The sequence below is a fragment of the Aggregatibacter actinomycetemcomitans DSM 8324 genome, assembly GCF_000372365.1.
In the GTDB taxonomy this organism is placed as follows: domain Bacteria; phylum Pseudomonadota; class Gammaproteobacteria; order Enterobacterales; family Pasteurellaceae; genus Aggregatibacter; species Aggregatibacter actinomycetemcomitans.
Map to the genome: position 1 here is coordinate 92575 of NZ_AQUU01000006.1, position 23826 is coordinate 116400.

Consider the following 23826-nt stretch of genomic DNA (forward strand, 5'->3'; position numbering starts at 1 on the left):
AACCATAAAATGGTGCAGCTTAAAAACTGCACCATTTTTTTATATATCCTGCACAACAAATTGTAAGGCGTGGCGGGCGAATAGCTTGGCTTTGCGTTGTTTTAAATGTTTCAGGCGCAAAGAACGGGCTTGTTGTTGATGAAAGAATTTCTTTTTAGCCGGTTTTAGAAAACGTCTTCTAAGCATGATTACCCCCTTATTTACTTTGTGGTTTCGTTTGCCCTGTGGCAGTTTCCGTGGTTTTATCGTTTTGTTTTTCCTGAATACGATAATAATTCATGATACTGTTCATATAGCGCCGAATATTTTCTACATACTGAAAGGCTTCGTAACCACGGGCATAACCGTATTTCAGATTACGGTAATATCGCTTTTCCGCCAACAAAGGCAAGTTATTTTTCACATCCAGCCAATTATCCGGATTGCCGCCTAAATTTTTGGTTAAACGGCGGGCATCCAATAAATGCCCTAATCCCATATTGTAAGCGGCAAGGGCGAACCAAATACGATCTTCACTGTTAATGCTGTCGGGAATCTGTCCGATCAGCCAATGTAAGTATTCGGAACCGGCTTTAATGCTTTGCTCCGGATCGGTTCTGTCACTGATTTTCATGCGTTCTGCGGTGTCTTTGGTCAACATCATCATGCCACGCACGCCGGTGGGCGATGTGGCATCCGGGTTCCAGTGGGATTCCTGATACGCGATTGCCGCTAATAAACGCCAATCCAAATTGCCTTTGTGTTTAGTAAAGAGCGGTTCGAATTTCGGGAGAATCGTTTCAATGGAATTCAAATAGGATTTAATGTCCACATAGTCAAACTGACGGAAATGATTAAAATACTTCTCTTCAATGTTGGCGATTAAGCCCGAATCAATGGAGCTGTTCATGAAGCCCAGCAATGCCGATTGTAATTCACTTGAAGAATTATTCGGTAAATACCAATGCACGCTCATTTCATCGGTTAAATCGAAAGCCACGGCAATTTGCGGTTTAATTTGCTGGGTGGCAGAAATATCTAAAGAATTGGCGATGGTATAATCAATTTTCCCTTCCGCCACCTGTAACAATAATTCTTCTTGCGTTAATTTACTGTCTACCATCCAGCTTAATTTCGGGTTTTTCAGCTGCGCTTCTTTTAAAATTTGCTGCAATTCGGAACTGTCGGGGACTACAAGGCTGCCGTTAATCTGTGCTAACGAACGCGGGCGATTTTTCCCTTTACGATAAGCGATTTGCCAAGACGCGGAGTAATAGGACGGACCAAGCTGAAAATGCTCGGCTTTGGTCGGGTGATAAAATAAATTGGCGGCGGCAATATCAATTTGACGATCGTTTAACGCGGAAAAAAGATCGTCCGTGCTATTCATCGGCTGCATTTCAAGTTCCACGCCCAAATAATCGGCGAAGGCCTTGCTTAATTCGTACTCCAAGCCGGATTCGCCTTCGGCATTGATGAAATAAGAAACCGGATTATTAATCGTCCCCACCACCAGCTTGCCGCGATCTTGAATGGCATGATAAGCATTTTCTTCCGAATGCATAATTTGCTGCCACGGAAATACCATATCAATTGCCCATAACAATAGGCATAAGCCTGCAATAATGCGTAAAAATAAACCTTTCAAATTGTCTTTTTCTCTGATTTTTAACGGCTTCGCTCAATAATAATACCGACGTTTTCCGCTTGCGCAACGGCTTTCGGTTTACTTAATTTGAGACGAAGCCACGAAATTTTAAATTGTTGTTGTAATTGTTCCGCCACTTCATTGGCAACCCGTTCAATTAATAAAAACGGTTTGGATTGCACATAATCAATAATGAATTGGCTGATTTCCGCATAATTTAATGCAAATTGAACGTCATCGGCAGCTGCCGCCTGACGAGTGTCCCACGCCATTTCGACATCAAAAATGAGTTTTTGTTTAATTTGTTGTTCCCAATCATAAACGCCGATTTGCGCAAATACCGTTAAACCTTCGATAAAAATCAGATCTTGCATGGTGTTCCTGTTGTTATTCCTAAAATTTTTGTGGGCTTATACTACCAACTTTGGGTACAATAGACGAACTCTTTTTCTCCAGTCATAGGAAGTCCAATGAGCCTTTTCGCCCTTTTTTATATGCTATTGAGCTATTTGCTCGGTTCCATTTCCGGTGCGATTTTATTATGCCGAGTCACCGGCTTGCCGGACCCTAGAACCTCCGGTTCCCATAACCCCGGCGCGACCAACGTGTTACGTATCGGCGGGCGTTGGATTGCCTTGGCGGTGCTTATTTTCGACATCTTAAAAGGCATGTTACCGGTGTGGTTGGGCTATTATTTGGGGTTAACACAATTTGAATTGGGCATGGTGGCGTTAGCGGCGTGTTTAGGGCATATTTTCCCGATTTTCTTTAAATTTAAAGGCGGCAAAGGCGTCGCCACCGCCTTCGGTGCCATCGCACCTATCGCTTGGGGCGTCTTATTTTCGACACTCGGCACCTGGATTGTCGTGTTCCTTATCAGCGGCTATTCCTCTCTCAGTGCTGTCGTCACCGCATTACTGGTGCCGCTTTATGTGTGGTGGTTCAAACCCGAATTCACCTTTCCCGTCGCCTTGGTTTGCTGCCTGCTCATCTATCGACACCACGAAAATATCCAACGTCTCTGGCGCGGACAGGAAGACAAAATATGGCGCAAGTTTAAAAAGTAGCGCCATCTGAAAAACACCGAAAAAAATAACCGCACTTTAATTTCAAATTTAAAGTGCGGTCATTTCCCAAAGCATTTTTTAAGCCAAGTCTACAAGCTTTTCGGCAAACGAATTTTTTGCCCGGGGAAGATTTTATCCGCGTCTTTAATCACTTCTTTATTGGCTGCTACGATAGCAGTGTATTTGCTGCCATTGCCGTAATGTTTTTCAGCGATTTTCCAAAGGGTGTCGCCTTTTTGAATCACGTAAAATTCATCTTCGCCGGCAATCTTTTCACCGTTTTGCACGGTGACTTCATCGATATTGACTTCGCTGATACCGACAATATTGCCCGCCATTAACACGGCTTTTTCCAAAGCGGTGGCGGAGCTGGCAACACCGGCGATTTTCGCCACGCCGTTTTCCACTTTCACTTCCACATCGGCAACGCCGGGATTGTCTTCGTTAATGTGTTTGGTGACGGCAGCGGAGGCCTCTTCTTCTTTGCTGAAGATTTTTTTACCGATGTCGCCGACAAAATCAAATAAACCCATTTTTTCTCTCCTTATTGATGAATGAACGGAAGTCACAACATAACCAATTCAATCATATAAGTCTAGAAATAAAATAGTAGGCGGGAAAAGGGTTATGGATTAGAATGACGAAAATTTCACTTAATCAATAGGAAGGGTTATGCGTTGGCAAGGGCGTAGAGAAAGCTCAAACGTGGAAGACAGACGTTCGTCAGGTGGTGGTTTTGGCGGTGGCAGACCCACCGGTATTCTCGGGTTAATTATTATTTTAGTGGGCGCTTATTATGGCGTGGATTTATCGGGATTAGTCGGCGAGGTTGATGTGGGCGTAACACAAACTACACCTTTGCAATCGCAGCAGGAACAAGAGCTGGCGGGGCTTTCCAAAGTGGTGCTGGGCGATACTGAGGATGTTTGGAATGCGTATTTTGCCAAACATAATAAACAATATATCGAACCGACGATGGTGTTGTATAACGGTGCGACACCGACCGCCTGCGGCACCGGTCAATCGGCAATGGGGCCGTTTTATTGCCCCAATGATCAACGGGTGTATTTAGATTTGTCTTTTTATAACGACATGAAAAATAAGCTCGGTGCGGCGGGCGAAGCGGCGTTTGCGTATGTGATTGCCCATGAAGTGGGGCATCATGTGCAAAATCTGTTCGGCACCTTATCGCAGGTTCATCGCCTGCAACGACAAACCTCCCGCACGGAAGCCAATCAGCTTTCCGTAAAATTGGAATTACAGGCGGATTGTTATGCGGGCGTGTGGGCAAGTCTGGCAATACGAAAAGGTTTGTTTGAAAGCGGCGATATTGAAAAAGCATTCAATGCGGCGGAATCCGTGGGCGACGATCGTTTGCAAAAGCGTAGCCAAGGTTATGTGGTACCGGACAGCTTTACCCACGGCACATCGGCACAACGCTTGCAATGGTTTAAACGCGGTGTAAATACGGCGGATCCGGCACAGTGTAATACGTTTTAAACTATGTGATAAAAAAGTGCGGTTGTTTTTACCATCATTTCCTAAACCTGTAATAGGGCAACCACGTTAAGTCAGATAATAATTCTAACTTGCGGCGTGTAGCGTGGATTTTTCTACGAACCGATTAATGGATAGAAAAGGTGGTGGAAACCTGTATTGAAAGCTTCAGACCACCTTTACACCGATCAGAGGAAACCGAGTTTATTCTTTTTTACCTGCCAAACCGATTTCTTGAGTTCCCTTACCGGTTTTGATCTCAGCTTTACCGGCGATTTCTTCTGCCTTGTTACCGAAGATTTTTAGCGTGTAATTTCCTCTTTCCACACCATTTTTCATAGCCTTACCACTCAACCCGGAACCGTTCCCCATTGCGCGGACGTCTGTTTGCGCCAAATCTACGTTATAGTCACCACGTAGACCACTGATGCGACCGCTGCCTTGTTTTTTAGCGAAGTCGATAGTGTAGGATAAACGACCCCCACGGTCATCGCCGGTAAATGCGATGCCGCGATAGTTTACCTGTCCCGAAGCCGGCAGATTATTAAAGGCGATGTCTCGCCCTTGAATCTCGTTGACATGGAAATCAAAGGCAGAGGAACGTGTACCATCTGCGTTGGTTTTCTGTTTCGCTAACGTAGCGGCGACGATGGAATTATTCTGTTTATATATCAGAAAATCGCCTCGTTCCAACTCGATTATTTGACCGTTCACGTTGATTTTTTTGACGTAATTGTAGTCAGAGATCTTATCGGATCTCAAATAGCCTGTATCCAGAACGCCGCCTTTACGCAAGATCTGGGTTTTGCCGCCGCGGTCGGTTAGTTCCAAAGTGCCGTTATCGGGAACAGATTCGGAGATAGTTAACTGCTTCCAGTCTTTTGCTTTCGGATCGAACGGTTTCAGTAGACCATCCGCCAACCCCCCGGCAGCTTGGCTGCATGCGGATAATGTGCAGGCGACGGTCAGCGCCGCCAATAAATATTTCGTTTTCATTTGTTTCCTTCCTTTCGTTATAACAGGGTAAACCGCCGTATCTCCTGTTAAATAAACAAAGTTAACAATTCACAAACCGAACATCTCAGTGGTTTCTGATACGGCTGACGACTTATCCTATAATAATTTTATAACGATATTTGTGACTTAAATCAAAAATTCATAAATTTGTTCTTCCACGTGGCTTGACAATGTAAGCAGCACTGTATTCTTTATCAATATAATCGGAACAAATTGAAAAGAAAGGGATTATCCATAGGCGTTAAGAGCAGACATTATCCCCAAAGTGCGGTGGGTTTGAAAAACGTTTTTTAAGCCTACCGCACTTTTTAGGTTTTTTGGCAGTAAAGAAAAAAGCCGACTGAAGGAGCAAATTTTCAGACGGCTTTGGAATTTATCTGTTTAGCAAATTAGCGTGGTGTACCGGCTAAGATTTTTTCAAAACGTTCATTGGCGAAATCCCAGTTCAGTACGTTCCAGAATTCTTTGATGTAATCCGGGCGGCGATTTTGGAATTTCAAGTAGTAGGCGTGCTCCCAAACGTCTAAACCGAAAATCGGCACACCGGAGCAGCCGGCGTATTCTTTGCCCATAATCGGATTGTCTTGGTTGGCGGTGGAAACCACGGCGAGTTTGCCGTTTTCTAAAACTAACCATGCCCAGCCGGAACCGAAACGGGTTGCCGCCGCTTTTTCAAATTCTGCTTTGAAGTTTTCAACGGAACCGAAATCACGTTCGATGGCATCTTTCAATGGGCCTTTTAAGGTTGTGCCTTTTTTCAGGCTTTTCCAGAACAAGCTGTGGTTTAAGTGACCGCCTACGTTGTTGCGTAATGCCGGGCGTTTTTCCGGAGTGATTTCGCTTAAGTGTGCCAATAACTTGCCCGGACAGCCTTCGGAAAGTGCTTGTAATTCAGGGGGATTTTCTAGTGCCGCATTCGCGTTGTTAACATATGCTTGGTGATGTTTGCTGTGGTGGATTTCCATGGTTTGTGCATCGAAGTGGGGTTCTAATGCATCATAGGCATAGCCTAATTCAGGTAAAGTATAAGCCATAACGTTTTCCTTTTCTTCGGGTTGATTGAGTATAAAACGCCAAAATGATAGCACAAAGATTGATTGGAATCATTAAACGTTACAATTTATTAACAAATAAAGAAAGATGGTGATTAGCCATCTTCTTTATTTTTTGTTAAGTCGTCATTGGGCTTTGGCTGCAGCAATTGCCACCATGTTGATAATACGGCGAACGGAAGATACGGAGGTCAAAATGTGCGCCGGTTTATTCAAACCCATGAGAATCGGCCCTACGGTAGTCGGTGTTGCCGTGCCTTGTAACAGGTTCAGGCTGATACGTGCCGCTTCCATGTTTGGCATGACGAGCAGATTTGCCGCGCCTTTTAACGGGCTGTCAGGCATGACGTCGTCGCGTAAACGTTGGGATAACGCCACATCACAGTGCATTTCGCCGTCAATGCTGAGTTCCGGCGCTTTTTCCCGCACTAACGCTAAAACGTCGCGCATTTTGACCGCACTTGGGCTGTTGTTGCTGCCGTAATTGGAGTGCGAGATCAAGGCGATTTGCGGTTCGATACCGAACAAACTCACTTCTTTCGCCGCCATCATGGTAATTTCGGCAAGTTCTTCCGCGCTCGGATCGTTGTTCACGAAGGTGTCGGTCAGGAATAGGTTGCCGGTCGGTAATACCAAACCGTTCACCGTTGCCGGCGTGCGTACGCCCGGACGTAAACCGATGACGTTTTTGATGGTTTTTAAGTGGGACGCGTAATGTCCGACCAAGCCGCACAACATGGCGTCGGCATGACCTAAATGTAACAACACGGAACCGATGGCAGTCGGGTTATTGAACATTTCGCGTTTGGCAATACCCGGTGTGATGCCGGCGCGTTTAAGCATATTGTAGTAAGTGGTGCAGCATTGGTTGTAGCGTTCATCGTTTTCAATGTTAATCAGATCGAAATCACGTCCTGCCTGAATGTGCAAACCCAGTTTTTTAATGCGTTGTTCAATGACGCTCGGACGACCCAATAAAATCGGGTAGGCAATGCCTAATGTGGCGATTTCCTGGACGGCGTGTAATACGCGGGTTTCTTCGCCGTCGGTGAGCAAGACGCGTTTTTTGTCCTGTTTGGCTTGTGCGAATACCGGTTTCATGAACAGGTTGGTTTTGTAAACGAATTGCGTCAGTTTTTCGATATAAGCATCGAAATCTTCAATCGGACGGGTTGCCACGCCGGAATCCATGGCGGCTTTTGCCACCGCCGGCGCGATACGCACGATCAAACGCGGATCGAACGGTTTCGGAATGATGTATTCCGGGCCGAAAGACAATTCACTGTCGCCATAAGCGGAGGTCACCACTTCGCTTTGTTCCGCCAATGCCAAATCGGCAATAGCGCGCACCGCCGCCAATTTCATTTCTTCGTTGATGGTGGTGGCGCTTACATCTAACGCACCACGGAAAATGAACGGGAAGCACAGGACGTTGTTTACTTGGTTCGGATAGTCCGAACGACCGGTACACACAATGGCATCCGGGCGCACGGCTTTGGCGAGCGGCGGTAAAATTTCCGGTTCAGGGTTCGCCAATGCCAAAATTAACGGATGCGCCGCCATGGTTTTTACCATATCTTGCGTCAACGCACCTGCGGCAGAGCAGCCTAAGAAAATATCCGCATTCGGAATGGCGTCGGCTAATGTGCGTTTGCCGTTGTCATCAATGGCGTAAAGTTTTTTGGTTTCGTCCATGCGGTCGTCACGGTTTTTATAAATGACCCCCTTGGAGTCGCACACCGTGATATTTTCCCGTTTCATACCGAGGGAAACCAACAGGTTCAAACAGGCGATAGATGCTGCACCCGCGCCGGATGCCACTAATTTCACATCTTCAATTTTTTTACCGACGATGCGTAAACCGTTCAATACCGCGGCGGCAGAAATGATCGCCGTGCCGTGTTGGTCATCATGGAAGACCGGAATATTCATTCTTTCGCGCAGCTTGCGTTCAATATAGAAACATTCCGGCGCTTTAATGTCTTCCAGGTTAATCCCGCCGAAAGTCGGTTCAAGGGAAGCGATAATATCCACCAATTTATCCGGGTCATGTTCGTTGATTTCAATATCGAACACGTTCACCCCGGCGAATTTTTTAAATAACACGCCTTTCCCTTCCATCACCGGCTTACCGGCTAACGCGCCGATATTGCCCAACCCGAGCACCGCGGTTCCGTTGGAAATCACAGCAACCAGATTGCCGCGCGAGGTATATTTATAGGAATCAGCAGGATCCGCCTGAATTGCCAAACAAGGCGCCGCCACGCCTGGTGAATACGCCAACGCTAAATCGCGTTGGGTTGCAAGAGATTTTGTCGGAGTAACTTCAATTTTCCCCGGAATCGGAAATTCATGAAAATCGAGTGCGGCTTTTTTAAGTTGTTCATCCATAAAATAAATCCTCTTTTTTGAATAATAGGGTGAAAAAACACCAAATATTATAATTAAATTCCAAAAGAATTCTGTGATATTTCACACATTCCTGATGATTTTCTTGGTGGATGGTTGTGAATGAGGGAAAGTGCGGTGGTTTTTCCAAATGTTTTTCATCAGGCAGGAAAGTCAATTTGGGTTTATAATGCGGGTAAGGAAAAGAAAAGGATCATTATGCGATTAGATAAATTTTTAGCGGAGCATACGGGGCTGACCCGTTCGCAGGCGACCAAGGCGTTGCGTCAAAGTGCGGTTACGATTAACGGTAAAATTGAGAAGAGCGGGGCGACCAAAGTGTCGCCGCAAGATGCGATTTATTTTGACGGTGAACTACTGACGTGGCTGGATGTCGGGCAATATTTGATGTTTAACAAACCGCAAGGCTATGTATGCTCACACGACGAAGATGAACATCCCTCCATTTATCAGTTTTTCGATTACCCTTTATCCGCCCGTTTGCATAGCGCGGGGCGTTTGGATATAGATACCACGGGTTTGGTGTTGTTAACCGATGACGGGCAATGGTCTCATCGCGTTACTTCGCCAAAACATCATCAGCCGAAAACCTATTTGGTGACGCTGGCGGATCCGGTGGAAGCCAATTATGTGCAAGCCTGTGCTGAGGGTATTTTGCTACGCGGCGAGAAAGATCCCACCAAACCGGCGGTACTTGAAATTTTAGATGATTACAACGTGAATTTAACCATTAGCGAAGGGCGTTATCATCAGGTGAAACGGATGTTTGCCGCGTTGGGGAATAAAGTGCTCGGGTTGCATCGTTGGAAAATCGGTAATCTGACCTTAGATGACAATTTAGCAGAAGGCGATTTTCGTGTGTTAAATGCCGAAGAAATCGCATATTTTTCCGGAGAATAAATCCTTGAATCCAAGCAAAACCGTAAAAACGAATTTTATTTTTGTTGTTGCCTTAGGCATTTTGTCCATGCTGCCGCCGTTAAGCGTGGATATGTATCTGCCTGCATTTTTGAATATCACGCAGGATTTTCAGGTGACTAATGATCAGGTGCAGCATACGTTAACGTCCTTTGCTTATGGCTTGGCACTCGGACAGTTGTTCTGGGGACCGTTTGGCGACAGTTTTGGGCGTAAGCCGATTATTTTGTTGGGGGGGACCGTGGCGGCGTTGGCGGCATTGATCCTGACACAAATCCATGCAATCGGTAATTTCACCGCACTTAGTTTCATTCAAGGCTTTTTTGGCGCGGCACCGGTGGTGTTGGTGGGGCGCTGTTACGGGATTTGTTCGATAAAAACGAGCTGTCCAAAATGATGTCAACCATCACGCTGGTGTTTATGATAGCACCATTGGTGGCGCCGATTCTGGGCGGTTATATCGTGTATTTCTTCCATTGGCACGCGATTTTTTATGTGATCGCCATGATGGGCTTGTTAAGTATCCTGTTGGTCTTTTTCGTAGTGCCGGAAACCCATCATAAAGAAAAACGCATTCCCTTGCGGTTGAACATCATAGCCCGCAATTTCATAGCGTTATGGAAACAAAAACCGGTGCTGGGGTATATGTTCGCCGCTTCTTTTGCTTTCGGGGGCTTATTTTCTTTCATCACGGCGGGGTCTATTGTGTATATCGGCATTTACGGCATTAAGCCGGAGAATTTCGGTTATTTCTTTATGCTGAATATCTCGGTGATGACCTTTGGTTCCTTCCTGAATGGGCGATTGGTGCATAAAGTCGGCGCGGAAACTATGTTGCGCGTTGGTTTGACGGTTCAGTTTTTGGCGGCAATTTGGTTGGTTCTGGTGCTGTTGCTGGATTTGGGCTTTTGGGCAATGGCAATTGGCATTGCGATTTTTGTGGGACAAAACTCGCTGATTTCTTCCAACGCCATGGCGTCCATTTTAGAAAAATTCCCGAACGCCGCCGGCTCGGCAAATTCTATGGTCGGCAGCGTGCGTTTCGGCACCGGCGCCTGCGTGGGATCACTGGTTGCCCTTATGAATATGAGTAGCGCAACACCAATGTTGCTGACCATGGCGGTGTGTTCGTTGATGGCGGTGGTTTGCTATTATTTTTTAACCGCGCGCAATTTATAATTTTAAAAAGCGCATTATTGTAATCTGCAACGGACAGGTAAATTTGTTCTAAATCAAAAATATCTCAAAGTACCGTGAAAGAGTTATATGATTTTGTACTTTCCCGCCTACGCCGTTCCTTCACCTTATGATAGAATGCCGCGCTAAAATCGGTTTGAATCACAAATTATCATGCACAATCAACTCAATCTTGAACAACTCGCCTGCCAACGTGGCGACAAAGTGTTATTTCACCACCTGAATTTACACATTCGGGCGGGCGATTTTGTGCAGATTGAAGGGAATAACGGTATCGGTAAAACCAGTTTACTACGCATTATTGCGGGGCTTGCTACGCCGCTGGAAGGAAAAGTGCGGTGGAATTCTGAAGAGATTTTTAAACAGTGTGAAGCTTTTCATGATGATTTGCTGTATTTGGGGCATCAAAATGGGATTAAACCCGAATTGACAGCGTGGGAAAATCTGCATTTTTATCAGCAAATCGGACGCTGCCGGCAGGGCGATGACATTCTGTGGGAAGTGTTGCAAACCGTAGGCTTGCTTGAGCGTGAAGATATTCCGGCGGCGCAACTATCTGCCGGGCAGCAAAAACGCATAGCCTTGGCGCGTTTATGGTTGTCGGAAGCGTCGTTGTGGATTTTAGACGAACCCTTCAATGCTATCGATAAAAAAGGCGTGGCAGTATTGACCGCACTTTTTGAGCGACATGCGCAACATAACGGCATCGTGATTTTAACCAGCCATCAGGAAGTGCCGAGTGCGCGGTTGAAAAAAATCCATTTAGAACAGTTTAAATGTGTAGAATAACGGCATGATTTTTTGGCAGATTATTAAACGCGAATTACAAATCGCCATGCGTAAACAGGCGGAAATTTTGAATCCGTTGTGGTTTTTCCTCATCGTGATTACGTTGTTTCCGCTGGTTATCGGACCTGATCCGAAACTGCTTTCCCGTATCGCGCCCGGTGTGGCTTGGGTGGCGGCGTTGTTGTCTGCATTGCTGTCTTTTGAGCGCTTATTTCGGGATGATTTTATTGACGGTTCTCTGGAACAACTCATGCTCACGCCGCAACCGTTGATGTTGACGGCATTGGCGAAAGTGCTTGCTCATTGGTTGCTCACGGGCTTGCCGTTGATTTTGTTATCGCCTGTCGCCGCATTATTGCTGTCATTGGAAAGAGCAATTTGGTGGGCATTAGTGCTGACTTTGTTATTAGGTACGCCGGTGTTGAGCTGCCTTGGGGCCATAGGCGTGGCGATTACGGTGGGGTTGCGCAAAGGCGGCGTATTATTGAGTTTATTGGTGGTGCCGTTGTTTATTCCGGTGCTGATTTTTTCTGCGTCGGTACTGGATGCCGCCGCATTGAATTTACCTTACGGCGGGCAATTAGCCATTCTCGGTGCGATTTTAGCCGCCGTTGTTACCTTATCGCCTTTTGCGATTGCGACGGCGTTGCGGATTAGTTTGGATCAATAGAGGATAGTTTATGTGGAAGTGGTTGCATCCTTATGCAAAGTCGGAAACACAATATCGATTATGCGGCAAGTTTAGCCCTTTCTTTGCGATTTTAACCGCACTTTTATTAGCGGTCGGTGTCGTTTGGGGGCTGGCATTCGCACCGGCGGATTATCAACAGGGCAATAGTTTCCGCATTATGTATGTGCACGTACCGACGGCGATTTGGTCTATGGGCGTTTACGGCTCCATGGCGATTGCTGCGTTGGTGGCGTTAGTGTGGCAAATTAAACAGGCGCAGCTGGCGATGATTGCCATGGCGCCGATTGGGGCGTTATTTACGTTCTTAGCGTTGGTTACCGGTGCTATTTGGGGCAAACCCATGTGGGGTACCTGGTGGGTGTGGGATGCCCGTTTAACCGCCGAATTAATTTTGTTTTTCTTATATTTAGGCGTACTCGCCTTATATTCCGCCTTTCAGGATCGCAATGTGGGCGCAAAAGCCGCCTGCGTATTATGCCTTGTGGGCGTGGTGAATCTGCCGATTATCCATTTCTCGGTGGAATGGTGGAATACGTTGCATCAAGGGGCGAGCATTACCAAACTGGAGCGCCCGTCCATTGCCACGCCGATGTTGATTCCGTTGATTTTATGTATCTTCGGTTTTATGACTTTATCAATTTGGTTAACCTTAGTGCGTTACCGCAATGAATTATTAAAAGAAGATGCCAAACGCCCGTGGGTTAAAGCGTTGGCTGAAAAACTTTAGTGTTTACCGGGGGAAATATGTTTTTTCAATCTTGGAGTGAGTTTATCAACATGGGAGGCTACGGTTTTTATGTGTGGCTTTCTTATGGTTTAAGTTTATTGGTGATTGGGGTGTTAATTGTGCAAAGCCTTGCTGGCAAAAGTGCGGTATTAAAATCCATCAAACATGAACAACAACGTGAAACCCGTTTACAACAACTGAAACAAAAAGGAGAAGCGCTATGAACCCAAGACGTAAATCCCGTTTGTCTGTTGTTTTATTTGTCTTGTTAGGTGTCGCGGTGGCTTCGGCATTGGTGTTGTACGCGTTACGCCAAAATATCGATTTATTCTATACCCCGTCGGAAGTGGTGTACGGCAAAAATGACAATGCCGATCAAAAACCGGAAGTAGGGCAGCGCATTCGCGTCGGCGGCATGGTGGTTGCCGGCACGGTGCAACGGGATTCGAAAAGCCTGAAAGTGCAGTTTGATTTAAACGACATTGGACCGTCCATCAGCGTGGAATATGAAGGTATCTTGCCGGATTTATTCCGTGAAGGGCAGGGCATTGTGGCACAGGGCGTGCTAAAAGAACCTACCTTGTTGGAAGCCACCGAAGTATTGGCAAAACACGATGAAAATTATGTGCCGCCGGATCTGGAACAGCAAATGCAGAAAATCCATAAACCGATGGGCATCTCTGATCTGAAAGGCGAAAGCGAACGCGATCGTCAGGAAAAAATGAAAGAAGGTCAGTAGTGGTTGCAGAATTAGGAAATTATGCCTTAGCCCTAAGTCTGGCGATCGCCGTTTTATTGGCGATTTTCCCTCTATGGGGGGCGGAAAAAGGCAACGCCCAACTGATGTCCTTGGCGCGCCCGATGACTTACGGCTTGTTTTTCGTGTTAACCTTTTCATTTGGTGCTTTGTTTTATTTGTTCGCCGTGAATGATTTCAGCGTGCAATATGTGGTGAACAACTCCAATACCACCTTGCCCATTTACTATCGCTTATCTGCAGTTTGGGGTTCCCACGAAGGTTCATTGCTATTGTGGATTTGGTTGCTGTCGTTGTGGGGCGCGGCAGTCGCCTTGTTTAGTAAACACTTACCGCAGGAAGCCACCGCCCGCGTACTCGGCATTATGGGCATTATCAGCATCGGTTTTCTGCTTTTCGTGTTATTTACCTCCAACCCGTTTAACCGCACTTTCCCTGATTTTCCGGTGGACGGCAAAGAACTGAATCCGTTATTGCAAGATGTTGGCTTAATTTTCCACCCGCCGTTGTTATATATGGGGTATGTTGGTTTTTCCGTTGCGTTTGCTTTTTCCATCGCCTCTTTAATGACCGGTAAACTGGATACCGCATGGGCGCGTTGGTCACGTCCTTGGACCATGGCGGCCTGGATCTTTTTAACTCTGGGTATCGTGCTTGGTTCCTGGTGGGCGTATTACGAACTGGGCTGGGGTGGCTGGTGGTTCTGGGATCCGGTAGAAAACGCCTCTTTCATGCCTTGGCTGGCGGGCACGGCATTGTTGCACTCTTTAGCTGTGACGGAAAAACGGGGTTCTTTCAAAGCCTGGACGGTGTTGCTGGCGATTTTAGCCTTCTCGCTGTGTTTGCTCGGTACTTTCTTAGTGCGTTCCGGTATTTTGGTCTCGGTACACGCCTTTGCCTCCGACCCAACCCGCGGTTTATATGTGTTGGAGTATTTAATCGTGGTGATCGGCGGTTCACTGACCTTATACGCTTATAAAGGCAGCCAAATTCGCTCCCGTGATAATGCGGAACGCTATTCCCGCGAAAGTTTGCTACTGTTAAATAATATTTTATTAATGACCGCACTTTGTGTGGTGTTGCTGGGTACGCTGCTGCCGCTTGTTCACAAACAATTAGGCTTGGGTTCCATTTCCATCGGCGCGCCGTTTTTTGATCAAATGTTCCTGATTATCATGACCCCGTTCGCCTTGTTATTGGGTATCGGACCGCTGGTAAAGTGGCGCCGTGATCAGTTCTCTGCCATTCGCACGCCGGTGATTGTCAGCCTAGTGATTATGCTTCTTGCCGGTTTTGCCTTGCCGTATGCGCTCCAAAACAAATTAACCATCAGCGCCGTACTCGGCACCATGATGTCGGTGATTATCGTGCTGTTAAGCCTGTATGAAATGCAGCAACGGGCGACGCACCGTGAATCTTTTTGGCGCGGTATAACTAAATTATCCCGCTCCCATTGGGGCATGATTTTGGCACATTTGGGGGTCGCCATGACCGTTTGGGGCATTGCCTTCAGTCAAAATTACAGCGTAGAACGGGATGTGCGGATGCACGTCGGTGATACGGTACAAATTGCCGGTTATGATTTCACTTTCAAAGGCATCAGCGATGCCAACGGACCGAACTACATCGGCGGCAAAGCGCAAATTGATATTCATCGTGACGGCAAAAAAGAAACCACGCTTTATGCGGAAAAACGCTTATACACCGTGAGCAAAATGCCGATGACCGAAGCCGCGATCGATTGGGGTTTCAGCCGTGACTTGTATGTGGCGTTAGGTGAAAAATTAGACGACAATTCCTGGGCGTTGCGCTTGTATTACAAACCCTTTATCCGCTGGATATGGCTTGGTGGGTTGTTTATGGTGCTCGGCGGGATATTATGCCTGTTCGACCGCCGTTATCGGTTTAGTAAAATTTTAGGTAAAGAAACCGTGCAGTAACCCCTTATAGAATCATCGAGTATTGATAATGAAAAAGAAATTATATTTACCTTTAATTATTTTCTTCGTTTTGGTTACCGCCTTTCTGGTGCAATTACAACGCAATGCACTGGGTGATGATCCGAAAGCATTGGAATCGGCGTTGGTGGGTAAGCCGGTTCCGCCGAAGACGTTGCAGGATTTATTATCGGATAAAACCTATGATGAAACGCTGTTTAAACAGGGCAAACCGCTTTTACTCAATGTATGGGCGACATGGTGCCCGACTTGTTATGCGGAGCACCAATATTTGAATCAACTGGCGAAGCAGGGCGTGCCGATTATCGGCTTGGATTATAAAGATAACAGTGCCAAAGCGACGAAATGGCTGAAGAATTTGGGCAATCCTTATCAGGCTGTGTTAAAAGATGAAAAAGGTTCATTTGCCTTGGATTTAGGCGTATATGGCGCGCCGGAAACTTTTCTGGTGGACGGCAACGGCGTGATTCATTATCGCCATGCGGGTGATGTAAACGCGAAAGTGTGGCAGGAAACCTTGCAACCCATTTACCAAAAATTAGGCAGTGCGCAGTAATGAAAAAAAAACTTTTATTTATATTTATAAGCTCACTTGTTCGTTTATTCACCCCTTCGGGGCCGTTGGCAAAGCCAACGTTCAAAAAACGTTGTTTTTTGTTAACCGCACTTTTCTTCAGCATCAATGTGTTTGCCGCCATCGACGTGCTGAATTTCAGCTCGCCGCAGCAGGAAGCCGACTATCACGCCTTAACGCGGGAACTGCGCTGTCCGCAATGTCAGAATAACAATATCGCCGATTCTAACGCCGCTATTGCTGTGGATATGCGCACTAAAGTGTTTGAATTGTTACAGGAAGGCAAATCCAAACAGGATGTGGTGCAATACATGGTGGATCGCTATGGCAATTTTGTTACTTATGACCCGCCATTGACCGTTGCCACCCTTGTTTTATGGGTTACGCCTTTTGCTTTGATCTTATGCGGGCTGGTATGGCTTTTCGGGCGGAAAAGAACGATGCCGAGTGGGGCGGATAATGCCGCGCCACAGGCCTTAAGTGAAGCACAACAGCAGCGCCTTAATGCTTTGTTAAATAAGGAAAATGACTAATGAATTTGTGGACAAGCATTTTTGTGTTAACGCTGATTGCCGCGTTAATTTGTTTTTTCCCGTTGCTGTCTGCGCGTTTTGTGCAAACCCAATCAACCCGTCGTGATGATCTCAACAAGGCGTTTTATTTTGAACGTTTAAAAGAGCTGGAATGGGATGAAAAACAAGGCTTGTTGGAAAACGCCGAACAACTCAAAACCGAATTGCAAAAATCCTTATTGGAAGATATTCCGCAACAGCCTGAAAGTGCGGTGCGCAGTGAAAAGAGTTACGGCAAGCTGTGGTTTGTCTCCGGCTTTCTGGTACTCGGCATTTTGTCCGTGTCGGCGTATTTTGTAGTGGGCTCCTGGCAGGCGGAAATTATGTTGGAAAAAAGCGCGGAAAAACTACCGCACTTTTATGAGCGTTTAAAACGTGAAAGCACAAATCCGTTAAACGATGCTGAAATGCAGCAATTTGCCACCGCGTTACGGGTGGATTTGCAAAAAGATCCGAATAATGCGAAGAACTGGTGGTTGTTAGGGCAAATCGGTATGAACTTGGAACAGCCGAGAATGGCATTAGACAGCTTTGCCCGCGCGAATAAATTAGAACCGAAAAATAATCTGTATAAATTGGCGTATGCCCGTATTTTGATGTTCTCCGGGGATGAAACGGATAAATTGAAAGGGGATAGTTTATTGCGCGACGTCATTCGTGAAGATCATACCAACGTTGAAGCTTTGAGTTTGTTGGCGTTCCGTTATTTTGAAACGGAAGACTACAAAATGGCAGCGGTCAGCTGGGCGATGATGTTGAAACTATTACCGAAAGATGACCGGCGTGTTCCGATTATTGAACGAAGTATTCGTTCCGCACGTGATGCGCTGGAAGCACAGAAACAGGAAAAACACCAACAACTGACGCCACAACAGGAAAAATAATGACCCCTTTTCGGGTTTTGCATTGACTGGAAAACAATTTACTTTTTTCTGTGATCCTGATAACTTACCGCTTGAGATTTGTACAATTTTATAATTTATACTCCATTTCACTTTATTCTTAAGGGGTCCCAATGATGCTTTTCAAAAAATTAACGCTCGGTCTGAGTTTTACTTTCCTTTCATCATTGGCTTTTGCAGAATCTTGGACTATGCATATTTCCGAAGATGGCGTGATAACCGATAAAACCGCTCAACAGCTTAATCCGGCTAGGTATGCCGGAGCTGTGTACAAACAACAATTTTCTTTTTCTGACAGCGGCGGGCAAGGTAAAACCACTTACATTAATCAAAATAACGGCAAGAAATTCGATCCTAAAAATGCTGCTGATGTGAGTGAATTGGGTAAAAGCATCGCCTTTGAAGTGTTTGAGATTAAAGAAAATAAAGACTCTCACTCAGTATTTGAATCCGGCGCCGGCATTTGTTACGGCTTCAAATATACCGATGGCGTCGCGTTCACCGATTCTACAACCTATTATGTAGATAAATCCAAGCAGCAATATTACGCCAGTATCATCGGCGCCACCGTATCTTCTGACGTGGAACCGAAAAACGTGCAATATGCGCCGGTGTTTAATATTCAGGATCCCGAGTTAGATAAAGAAGTAAAGTCGGAAGAACAACGAAACGGTAAGACCTTGATTAATAAAAATTTGCAAAAGAGCAGAGAAATTCTTTCTAACGTAGTTTGTAAGTAAAAATAAGGTGGTAAATTATGCAAAAATTGTTACTCGTCACAGTGATTAGTGGTGTTTTAGTTGCTTGTTCTTCTAAGGCTCCACAAATCAATCAAGCTCCTTTAGATAAGCAGACAGTTGAAGCTTATCAAGCGAAAGTGTATAGCGGTAATACGGTGTCGAAGAAATATCAAGTAAGAGACGTTAAACCGGAAGACAATGTGTTAAACGCTAGTGATTCGGAACCGAAAACCGTGATTTATCGCGAGCGTCAGCCAAGACTGGTTGTGACACCGAGCATTGGCTATTATCGCGGTTGGCACTGGTAAAAGACCCTGACAAAAATAATGCTTTTTGAACGTTGGCTTTGTCGGCGGAGTCGAGGATACAAGTAAATCTTCAAGATTTATGAGTAAGAAATTAACCGCACTTTTAGAGTAGAACATCAAATCAGAAAGCCGAATTCATTTCGATGAGTTCGGTTTTTTATTGCCCGTAATTAGGGTATTTCTTCTTCGATAAAATATTCAAATAAAAATAATTCTTTTTTGTAGCATAAAATGTAAATATACCTCTTTATAGTTATATATTCCTGCTTCATTTAATTTTCCCCTTTAATGATATTTTTATACTAATAAATAGGTAGTTGACACATTTTAGGAGAAATTTTCATGCTACAAAATTTCACTAAAATAGAAAATTAAATTGGAAAAATTGATCAAAAACAAGAAAATGTAAAATAACCATGGAATGAGCGCGGATATTTGGTTATGTTAAACTCGTTTAACCCCCTTTTATACCTTATATCGCATTGTTTTTCATGATAAAAGTTATCATTTTTATGATGCGGGCGGTATAGACATTTCCTTAACAAAACTACAGTTAACCTGATTGGAGTGATTATCGTGAACGCATTGAGCAAAAGCCTGGTAGTGGCAGCTTCTTTCGCAGCTTTAGGTGTGTTTAATTTGGCAATGGCGGAGTTGGTGTATAAACCGCTTGAGCAACCTGTGGAAGCACCAAATCCGAATCTAAAAATTGAAGCGGTAAACGAACAGTTTGCGGCAAAATACCCGAAACAATTTGCGTCTTGGAAAGCCACCGAAAAAGGCGACAAGATTATTTATGCAGATGAGGAAAATCCACGTTTAATCATATTATGGGGCGGTTATGCCTTTGCGAAAGAATATAACGCACCGCGCGGACACATTTATGCCATTAAAGATTTACGCAATATTTTGCGTACCGGTGCGCCGAAAACCGCTAACGACGGTCCACAACCGATGGCGTGTTGGACCTGTAAAGGTCCGGATGTGCCGCGTTTAATCGCCGAATGGGGAGAAGAAGGCTATTTCAATGGTAAATGGGCAAAAGGCGGGGCGGAAGTGGTGAATGCCATCGGTTGTGCCGACTGTCACGACACGACCTCTAAAGAGTTTGCTGAAGGTAAACCGGCATTGCGAATTGCCCGTCCACACGTTATTCGTGCTTTGGATCATTTAAACAATGCGTTGCAAGCCCGAGCGAAAGCGGAAGGCAAAACACAGCCTGATTTACGTTTCGGCACTGCCGCCCGCACCGAAAAACGGGCGGAAATTTGTGCGAACTGTCACGTTGAATATTATTTCGCAGGTGACTTGAAACAAGTGACTTTCCCATGGAATAACGGTCAAACCGTCGATGACATGGAAAAATACTACGATGACATCGGGTTCACCGACTTCACTCATATCTTATCCAAAGCGCCGATCTTAAAAGCACAACACCCTGACTTTGAAATTTGGTCTTTAGGTATGCACGGTAAAAACGGCGTGACCTGTATCGATTGCCACATGCCGAAAGTGCAAGGGGCGGATGGTAAAGTTTATACCGACCACCAAATTCAAAATCCATTTGATGCCTTTGATAGCACTTGTGCCAACTGTCACGATCAAAGTAAAGAGAAGTTAAAAGACATTGTGGCTTCCCGCAAAAAAGAAGTGAAAGACATTATGGGGCGCTTAGAAAATCAAGTAGTTCGTTTGCACTTTGAAGCGAAAGCCGCATGGGATGCCGGCGCAACCAAAGAAGAAATGGAACCGGCGTTAATGGACATTCGTCACGCGCAATGGCGCTGGGATTACGCCGCAGCCAGCCACGGCGGACATATGCACGCACCTGATGTGATGTTACGCGTGTTAGGTTCCGGTCTTGACCGCGCTGCTGATGCCCGTGCCAAATTGGCTGCCATCTTAACCAAACATGGCGTAAAAACACCGATTGAAGTGCCGGATATTTCCACCGCGGAAAAAGCCTGGAAAGCCGTGGGCATTGACATCGAAAAAGAACGCAAAGCCAAAGAAGAATTCTTAAAAACTGTTGTACCTCAATGGGAAAAAGAAGCGAAAGCCACAGGCAAATTAGCTGAAGATTCCGCAACAAAACAATAGAAAAAAGCACCGCACTTTTGCCGGGAAAGAAAAAAGTGCGGTCATTTTCAAACGCAAATTTGAGGTAATCAGAATGAATGTAACTTCCTTAATCCGCAAACCTGTAAAAGCGCTCGCACTGTTCGCTATGCTTGCGGCGCTGCCGATGGTTGCACAGGCGAAAACGCCATCGGCTGATAATCAGCTGACTTATGAACCGCAGTTGGACAATCAACGGGATCCGAATCAATATTGCGCCAAATGCCATAAATTTGACAAAGTGGATAAAAGCCAAACCTTGGATCAATCCGGCGGCGAATTGCATTTCGGTAAATTCCACGGCGCCCATTTAAGCCAAAAAAATCCGAATAACGGTAAACCGATTAATTGTGTGAACTGCCACGGTAATATTTCCGAAGATCACCGTCGTGGTGCGAAAGACGTGATGCGTTTTGAAGGTGATATTTTCGGTGAGAAAAAACCGATGTATAGCGCACAAGAACAAAACCAAGTGTGTTTTTCTTGTCATCAACCGGACAAACTGCGTGAAAAATTCTGGGCGCATGATGTGCACGCCATGAAATTACCTTGCGCAAGCTGCCACACATTGCACCCGAAAGCGGATGCGATGAAAGACATTGAACCGAAAAATCACGTAAAACTTTGTGTGGATTGCCATGGAAAACAACAGGCAGAGCAACAAAAACGCAAAGCACAACAAGAACAAACTCCATCAACCGAACAAAAGGGTAAACAATGACAGCCTGTTCACGCCGAAACTTTGTTTCCGGCATGGGGGCGTTAATCCTTATGACGGGGACATCAGTCACCTCTTTGGCAAAAGAGGAAAAGGCGGATAAACCGAAACGCTACGCCATGGTGCACGATGAAAACGCGTGCATCGGCTGTACCGCTTGTATGGATGCCTGTCGTGAAACCAACCAAGTGCCGCAAGGCGTTTCCCGCTTGGAGATTTTGCGCAGCGAGCCTTACGGCGAATTTCCGAATCAGGAATATGAGTTTTTCCGCCAATCTTGCCAACATTGCACCAACGCGCCTTGCGTAGCGGTTTGCCCGACCGGCGCGTCATTTATCGATAAAGATACCGGCATTGTGGATGTACACAAAGAGTTGTGCGTCGGTTGCCAATACTGTATCGCCGTTTGTCCGTATCGCGTGCGCTTTATTCATCCGGTGCACAGAACGGCGGATAAATGTAATTTCTGTCGCGATACCAACCTGGCACAAGGCAAACAACCAGCTTGTGTTGAAGCCTGCCCGACCAAAGCCTTAACCTTTGGTGATATGAACGATCCGACCAGCGCAGTGGCTCGCAAGGTAAAAGAAAAACCTGTTTACCGCACGAAAGTGGAATTGGGAACCCAACCGAATCTTTACCATATTCCATTCCAACATGGAGAACCGAAAAGATGACACTAGATTATCCTGTTCCGTTTCATACACCGAACCTCGTGTGGGATTCCAGTATCGCCATCTATTTGTTCTTACTGGGTATTTCTTCCGGTTCCTTATTGCTTGCCGTGCTTTATAAACGCAATCGCAAACCGGAAAAACCAAGCGAAAACTGGATTATTCGCAGTGCTGCGATCTTAGCGCCTGGCACGGTGATTATCGGTTTATTGCTGTTGATTTTCCACTTGGCGCGCCCTTGGACGTTCTGGTATTTGATGTTTAACTACCAGTTCAATTCCGTGATGTCCATGGGGGTACTGTTATTCCAAATCTATATGGCGGCGGTTCTCCTCTGGATTGCGATTCTCTTTAAAAATGAACTTGCCGCCTTGCTCGATAGATTTTTACCGAAATTAAAATTTATCGTGAAATGGATTTCCGCCTGTGAACGCATTACCAACCCGTTGGAACTGTTCCTGTTGTTCCTTGCGGTGTTGCTAGGCGCTTATACCGGTTTCTTATTGTCGGCGTTAATCAGCTACCCGATGCTAAACAATCCCGTATTGCCGGCATTATTCCTCGCTTCGGGCACGTCTTCCGGTATCGCGGCGGTATTCTTAACCATCCTGATTGTGGGCAAATTAAAAGGGCATTCCGACGAAGTGAATTTCATGCATAAATTTGAAGTGCCGATCATGCTCGCCGAACTCTTTTGCATCGGCTGCTTCTTCGCCGGATTATATTTCGGCGGCGGACAAAAAATGGTCGCCATGCACAACGCCCTAAGCGGTTTCTGGGGTGCGATTTTCTGGATCGGCGTCATGCTTATCGGCATCCTCATCCCGCTCGCCGGTAATCTATTGGTTAGCGATAAATTAAGATACAATCGTCATTTCATCATTCTGGTATCTATATTTGATTTAATCGGCGTGTTGTGTCTGCGATATTTTATTTTGTACGGCGGACAATTGACCGTTGCGTAGGTTAGTTTTTTATTATTGATAAAGGCGTATAATGTACGCTTTTTGTTTAGCTGTTTCTACTTTCTTGCTTGTGCAAGAAAGTAGCAAAGAACACACCCCAGCTTCACCGCTGATCTTCGCTTGGTTGCAATTTTTTTAACGGAAATTTTTGAACTCGCCACTACGCAGCTCAAACAAAGCGAAAATTTCCTAAAAATTACAAGTCGCTCAGGCGGGTCAGATGGGGCCCCCATGGTGCATTATTAAAAGTGCGGTGGTTTTTAAAATAGTTTTTTAATGATAAAAACGCTTGAAAAAATGACCGCACTTTATTCGGAAAAAGAAATTGGATTCCCTTCTTTGCCGCCCTTGTGGAATTGAATTTGTAGGAAATTTTGTACTGTTTGAGCGAAGCGAGTTTACAAAATTTCCGTGAAGCAAATTCAATGGAACAAGGGAAATAAGGCAAAACAGGGTCGCCTTTCTTTTGGTTACTTTTCTTTGGCGAAGCAAAGAAAAGTAACTCGCCTTCGGCGAAAACCGAACTTGTTATACCCAATAAAATTGAAC

25 protein-coding genes and 1 pseudogene are annotated in these 23826 nt (G+C 45.5%); 19 read left to right on the forward strand and 7 right to left on the reverse strand.

Going from position 1 to position 23826, the window contains the following annotated elements; genetic code table 11:
- Positions 1 to 39: 39 nt before the first annotated feature.
- Genes A3CS_RS1000000112020 through folB form a run of 3 tightly spaced genes read right to left on the reverse strand, consistent with a single transcriptional unit; the run spans position 40 to position 2001 of the window.
- Positions 40 to 186, reverse strand: coding sequence for a hypothetical protein (locus A3CS_RS1000000112020; protein WP_005543716.1), 147 nt, complete (start codon positions 184 to 186; stop codon positions 40 to 42).
- Positions 187 to 196: 10 nt separating this feature from the next.
- The gene (gene mltF / locus A3CS_RS0104740) at positions 197 to 1627 is read right to left on the reverse strand and encodes a membrane-bound lytic murein transglycosylase MltF (protein WP_005574737.1); all 1431 of its coding nucleotides are present in this window, start codon (positions 1625 to 1627) and stop codon (positions 197 to 199) included.
- Between the two features lie 20 nt (positions 1628 to 1647).
- On the reverse strand, positions 1648 to 2001 hold the full coding sequence (folB, locus tag A3CS_RS0104745; protein ID WP_005547440.1) for a dihydroneopterin aldolase: 354 nt from the start codon (positions 1999 to 2001) through the stop codon (positions 1648 to 1650).
- Positions 2002 to 2097: 96 nt separating this feature from the next.
- On the opposite strand from folB, the gene plsY reads away from it, so the two are divergent.
- The gene (gene plsY / locus A3CS_RS0104750) at positions 2098 to 2694 is read left to right on the forward strand and encodes a glycerol-3-phosphate 1-O-acyltransferase PlsY (RefSeq protein WP_005543723.1); all 597 of its coding nucleotides are present in this window, start codon (positions 2098 to 2100) and stop codon (positions 2692 to 2694) included.
- 89 nt (positions 2695 to 2783) lie between these two features.
- Here plsY and lysM read toward each other — a convergent pair whose 3' ends face one another.
- Positions 2784 to 3227, reverse strand: coding sequence for a peptidoglycan-binding protein LysM (gene lysM, locus A3CS_RS0104755; protein WP_005547437.1), 444 nt, complete (start codon positions 3225 to 3227; stop codon positions 2784 to 2786).
- A 139-nt stretch (positions 3228 to 3366) separates the two neighbouring features.
- On the opposite strand from lysM, the gene ypfJ reads away from it, so the two are divergent.
- Positions 3367 to 4194, forward strand: coding sequence for a KPN_02809 family neutral zinc metallopeptidase (ypfJ, locus tag A3CS_RS0104760; protein WP_005547435.1), 828 nt, complete (start codon positions 3367 to 3369; stop codon positions 4192 to 4194).
- Positions 4195 to 4395: 201 nt separating this feature from the next.
- Here the strand turns inward: ypfJ and A3CS_RS0104765 are convergent, their stop codons facing one another.
- The 3 genes from A3CS_RS0104765 to A3CS_RS0104775 all read right to left on the reverse strand — a co-directional run bounded on the left by A3CS_RS0104765 (position 4396) and on the right by A3CS_RS0104775 (position 8651).
- Positions 4396 to 5187 (reverse strand): factor H-binding protein, encoded by a 792-nt coding sequence (locus A3CS_RS0104765; protein ID WP_005547433.1) that lies wholly within the window; start codon positions 5185 to 5187, stop codon positions 4396 to 4398.
- Between the two features lie 410 nt (positions 5188 to 5597).
- Positions 5598 to 6242: a Fe-Mn family superoxide dismutase gene (locus A3CS_RS0104770; protein WP_005547431.1), complete on the reverse strand. Its 645-nt coding sequence runs from the start codon at positions 6240 to 6242 to the stop codon at positions 5598 to 5600.
- A 144-nt stretch (positions 6243 to 6386) separates the two neighbouring features.
- Positions 6387 to 8651 (reverse strand): NADP-dependent malic enzyme, encoded by a 2265-nt coding sequence (locus A3CS_RS0104775; RefSeq protein ID WP_005547429.1) that lies wholly within the window; start codon positions 8649 to 8651, stop codon positions 6387 to 6389.
- Positions 8652 to 8867: 216 nt separating this feature from the next.
- On the opposite strand from A3CS_RS0104775, the gene rsuA reads away from it, so the two are divergent.
- The 17 genes and pseudogenes from rsuA to nrfD all read left to right on the forward strand — a co-directional run bounded on the left by rsuA (position 8868) and on the right by nrfD (position 23277).
- Positions 8868 to 9569, forward strand: a complete 702-nt coding sequence (gene rsuA, locus A3CS_RS0104780; protein WP_005547425.1) for a 16S rRNA pseudouridine(516) synthase RsuA — start codon at positions 8868 to 8870, stop codon at positions 9567 to 9569.
- A pseudogene (locus tag A3CS_RS01000000110885) lies at positions 9535 to 10766 on the forward strand (Bcr/CflA family multidrug efflux MFS transporter). Before rsuA ends, A3CS_RS01000000110885 begins: the two are co-directional and overlap by 35 nt.
- Positions 10767 to 10937: 171 nt before the next feature.
- Positions 10938 to 11573, forward strand: coding sequence for a cytochrome c biogenesis heme-transporting ATPase CcmA (gene ccmA / locus A3CS_RS0104790; RefSeq protein ID WP_005547419.1), 636 nt, complete (start codon positions 10938 to 10940; stop codon positions 11571 to 11573).
- 4 nt (positions 11574 to 11577) lie between these two features.
- On the forward strand, positions 11578 to 12243 hold the full coding sequence (gene ccmB / locus A3CS_RS0104795) for a heme exporter protein CcmB (protein ID WP_005547417.1): 666 nt from the start codon (positions 11578 to 11580) through the stop codon (positions 12241 to 12243).
- A 10-nt stretch (positions 12244 to 12253) separates the two neighbouring features.
- Complete coding sequence (locus tag A3CS_RS0104800; protein ID WP_005547415.1) at positions 12254 to 12991, forward strand: heme ABC transporter permease; 738 nt, start codon at positions 12254 to 12256, stop codon at positions 12989 to 12991.
- Between the two features lie 17 nt (positions 12992 to 13008).
- Complete coding sequence (gene ccmD / locus A3CS_RS0104805; protein WP_005574716.1) at positions 13009 to 13215, forward strand: heme exporter protein CcmD; 207 nt, start codon at positions 13009 to 13011, stop codon at positions 13213 to 13215.
- Entirely contained in the window at positions 13212 to 13730 is a 519-nt protein-coding gene (gene ccmE, locus A3CS_RS0104810; RefSeq protein WP_005547412.1) for a cytochrome c maturation protein CcmE, read from the forward strand. The genes ccmD and ccmE overlap by 4 nt, the downstream gene beginning before the upstream one ends.
- A complete protein-coding gene (locus A3CS_RS0104815; RefSeq protein ID WP_005547410.1) occupies positions 13730 to 15688 on the forward strand; it encodes a heme lyase CcmF/NrfE family subunit in 1959 nt (652 codons plus the stop codon). The genes ccmE and A3CS_RS0104815 overlap by 1 nt, the downstream gene beginning before the upstream one ends.
- 28 nt (positions 15689 to 15716) lie before the next feature.
- Positions 15717 to 16262, forward strand: a complete 546-nt coding sequence (locus tag A3CS_RS0104820) for a DsbE family thiol:disulfide interchange protein (RefSeq protein ID WP_005542796.1) — start codon at positions 15717 to 15719, stop codon at positions 16260 to 16262.
- Positions 16262 to 16813, forward strand: a complete 552-nt coding sequence (locus A3CS_RS0104825; protein WP_005547408.1) for a cytochrome c-type biogenesis protein — start codon at positions 16262 to 16264, stop codon at positions 16811 to 16813. Before A3CS_RS0104820 ends, A3CS_RS0104825 begins: the two co-directional genes overlap by 1 nt.
- Positions 16813 to 17736, forward strand: coding sequence for a c-type cytochrome biogenesis protein CcmI (gene ccmI / locus A3CS_RS0104830; RefSeq protein WP_005568059.1), 924 nt, complete (start codon positions 16813 to 16815; stop codon positions 17734 to 17736). Before A3CS_RS0104825 ends, ccmI begins: the two co-directional genes overlap by 1 nt.
- A gap of 131 nt (positions 17737 to 17867) precedes the next feature.
- Positions 17868 to 18494 carry a hypothetical protein gene (locus A3CS_RS0104835; RefSeq protein ID WP_005547404.1) on the forward strand — a complete coding sequence of 209 codons (627 nt, stop codon included), beginning with the start codon at positions 17868 to 17870 and terminating at the stop codon, positions 18492 to 18494.
- Between the two features lie 17 nt (positions 18495 to 18511).
- On the forward strand, positions 18512 to 18802 hold the full coding sequence (locus A3CS_RS0104840) for a hypothetical protein (protein WP_005547402.1): 291 nt from the start codon (positions 18512 to 18514) through the stop codon (positions 18800 to 18802).
- Positions 18803 to 19378: 576 nt separating this feature from the next.
- Complete coding sequence (nrfA, locus tag A3CS_RS0104845; protein ID WP_012821116.1) at positions 19379 to 20902, forward strand: ammonia-forming nitrite reductase cytochrome c552 subunit; 1524 nt, start codon at positions 19379 to 19381, stop codon at positions 20900 to 20902.
- A gap of 73 nt (positions 20903 to 20975) precedes the next feature.
- Positions 20976 to 21641 (forward strand): cytochrome c nitrite reductase pentaheme subunit, encoded by a 666-nt coding sequence (nrfB, locus tag A3CS_RS0104850; RefSeq protein ID WP_005547398.1) that lies wholly within the window; start codon positions 20976 to 20978, stop codon positions 21639 to 21641.
- The gene (nrfC, locus tag A3CS_RS0104855; RefSeq protein WP_005547396.1) at positions 21638 to 22315 is read left to right on the forward strand and encodes a cytochrome c nitrite reductase Fe-S protein; all 678 of its coding nucleotides are present in this window, start codon (positions 21638 to 21640) and stop codon (positions 22313 to 22315) included. Before nrfB ends, nrfC begins: the two co-directional genes overlap by 4 nt.
- Positions 22312 to 23277, forward strand: coding sequence for a cytochrome c nitrite reductase subunit NrfD (nrfD, locus tag A3CS_RS0104860; RefSeq protein WP_005547395.1), 966 nt, complete (start codon positions 22312 to 22314; stop codon positions 23275 to 23277). Before nrfC ends, nrfD begins: the two co-directional genes overlap by 4 nt.
- Positions 23278 to 23826 lie beyond the last annotated feature (549 nt).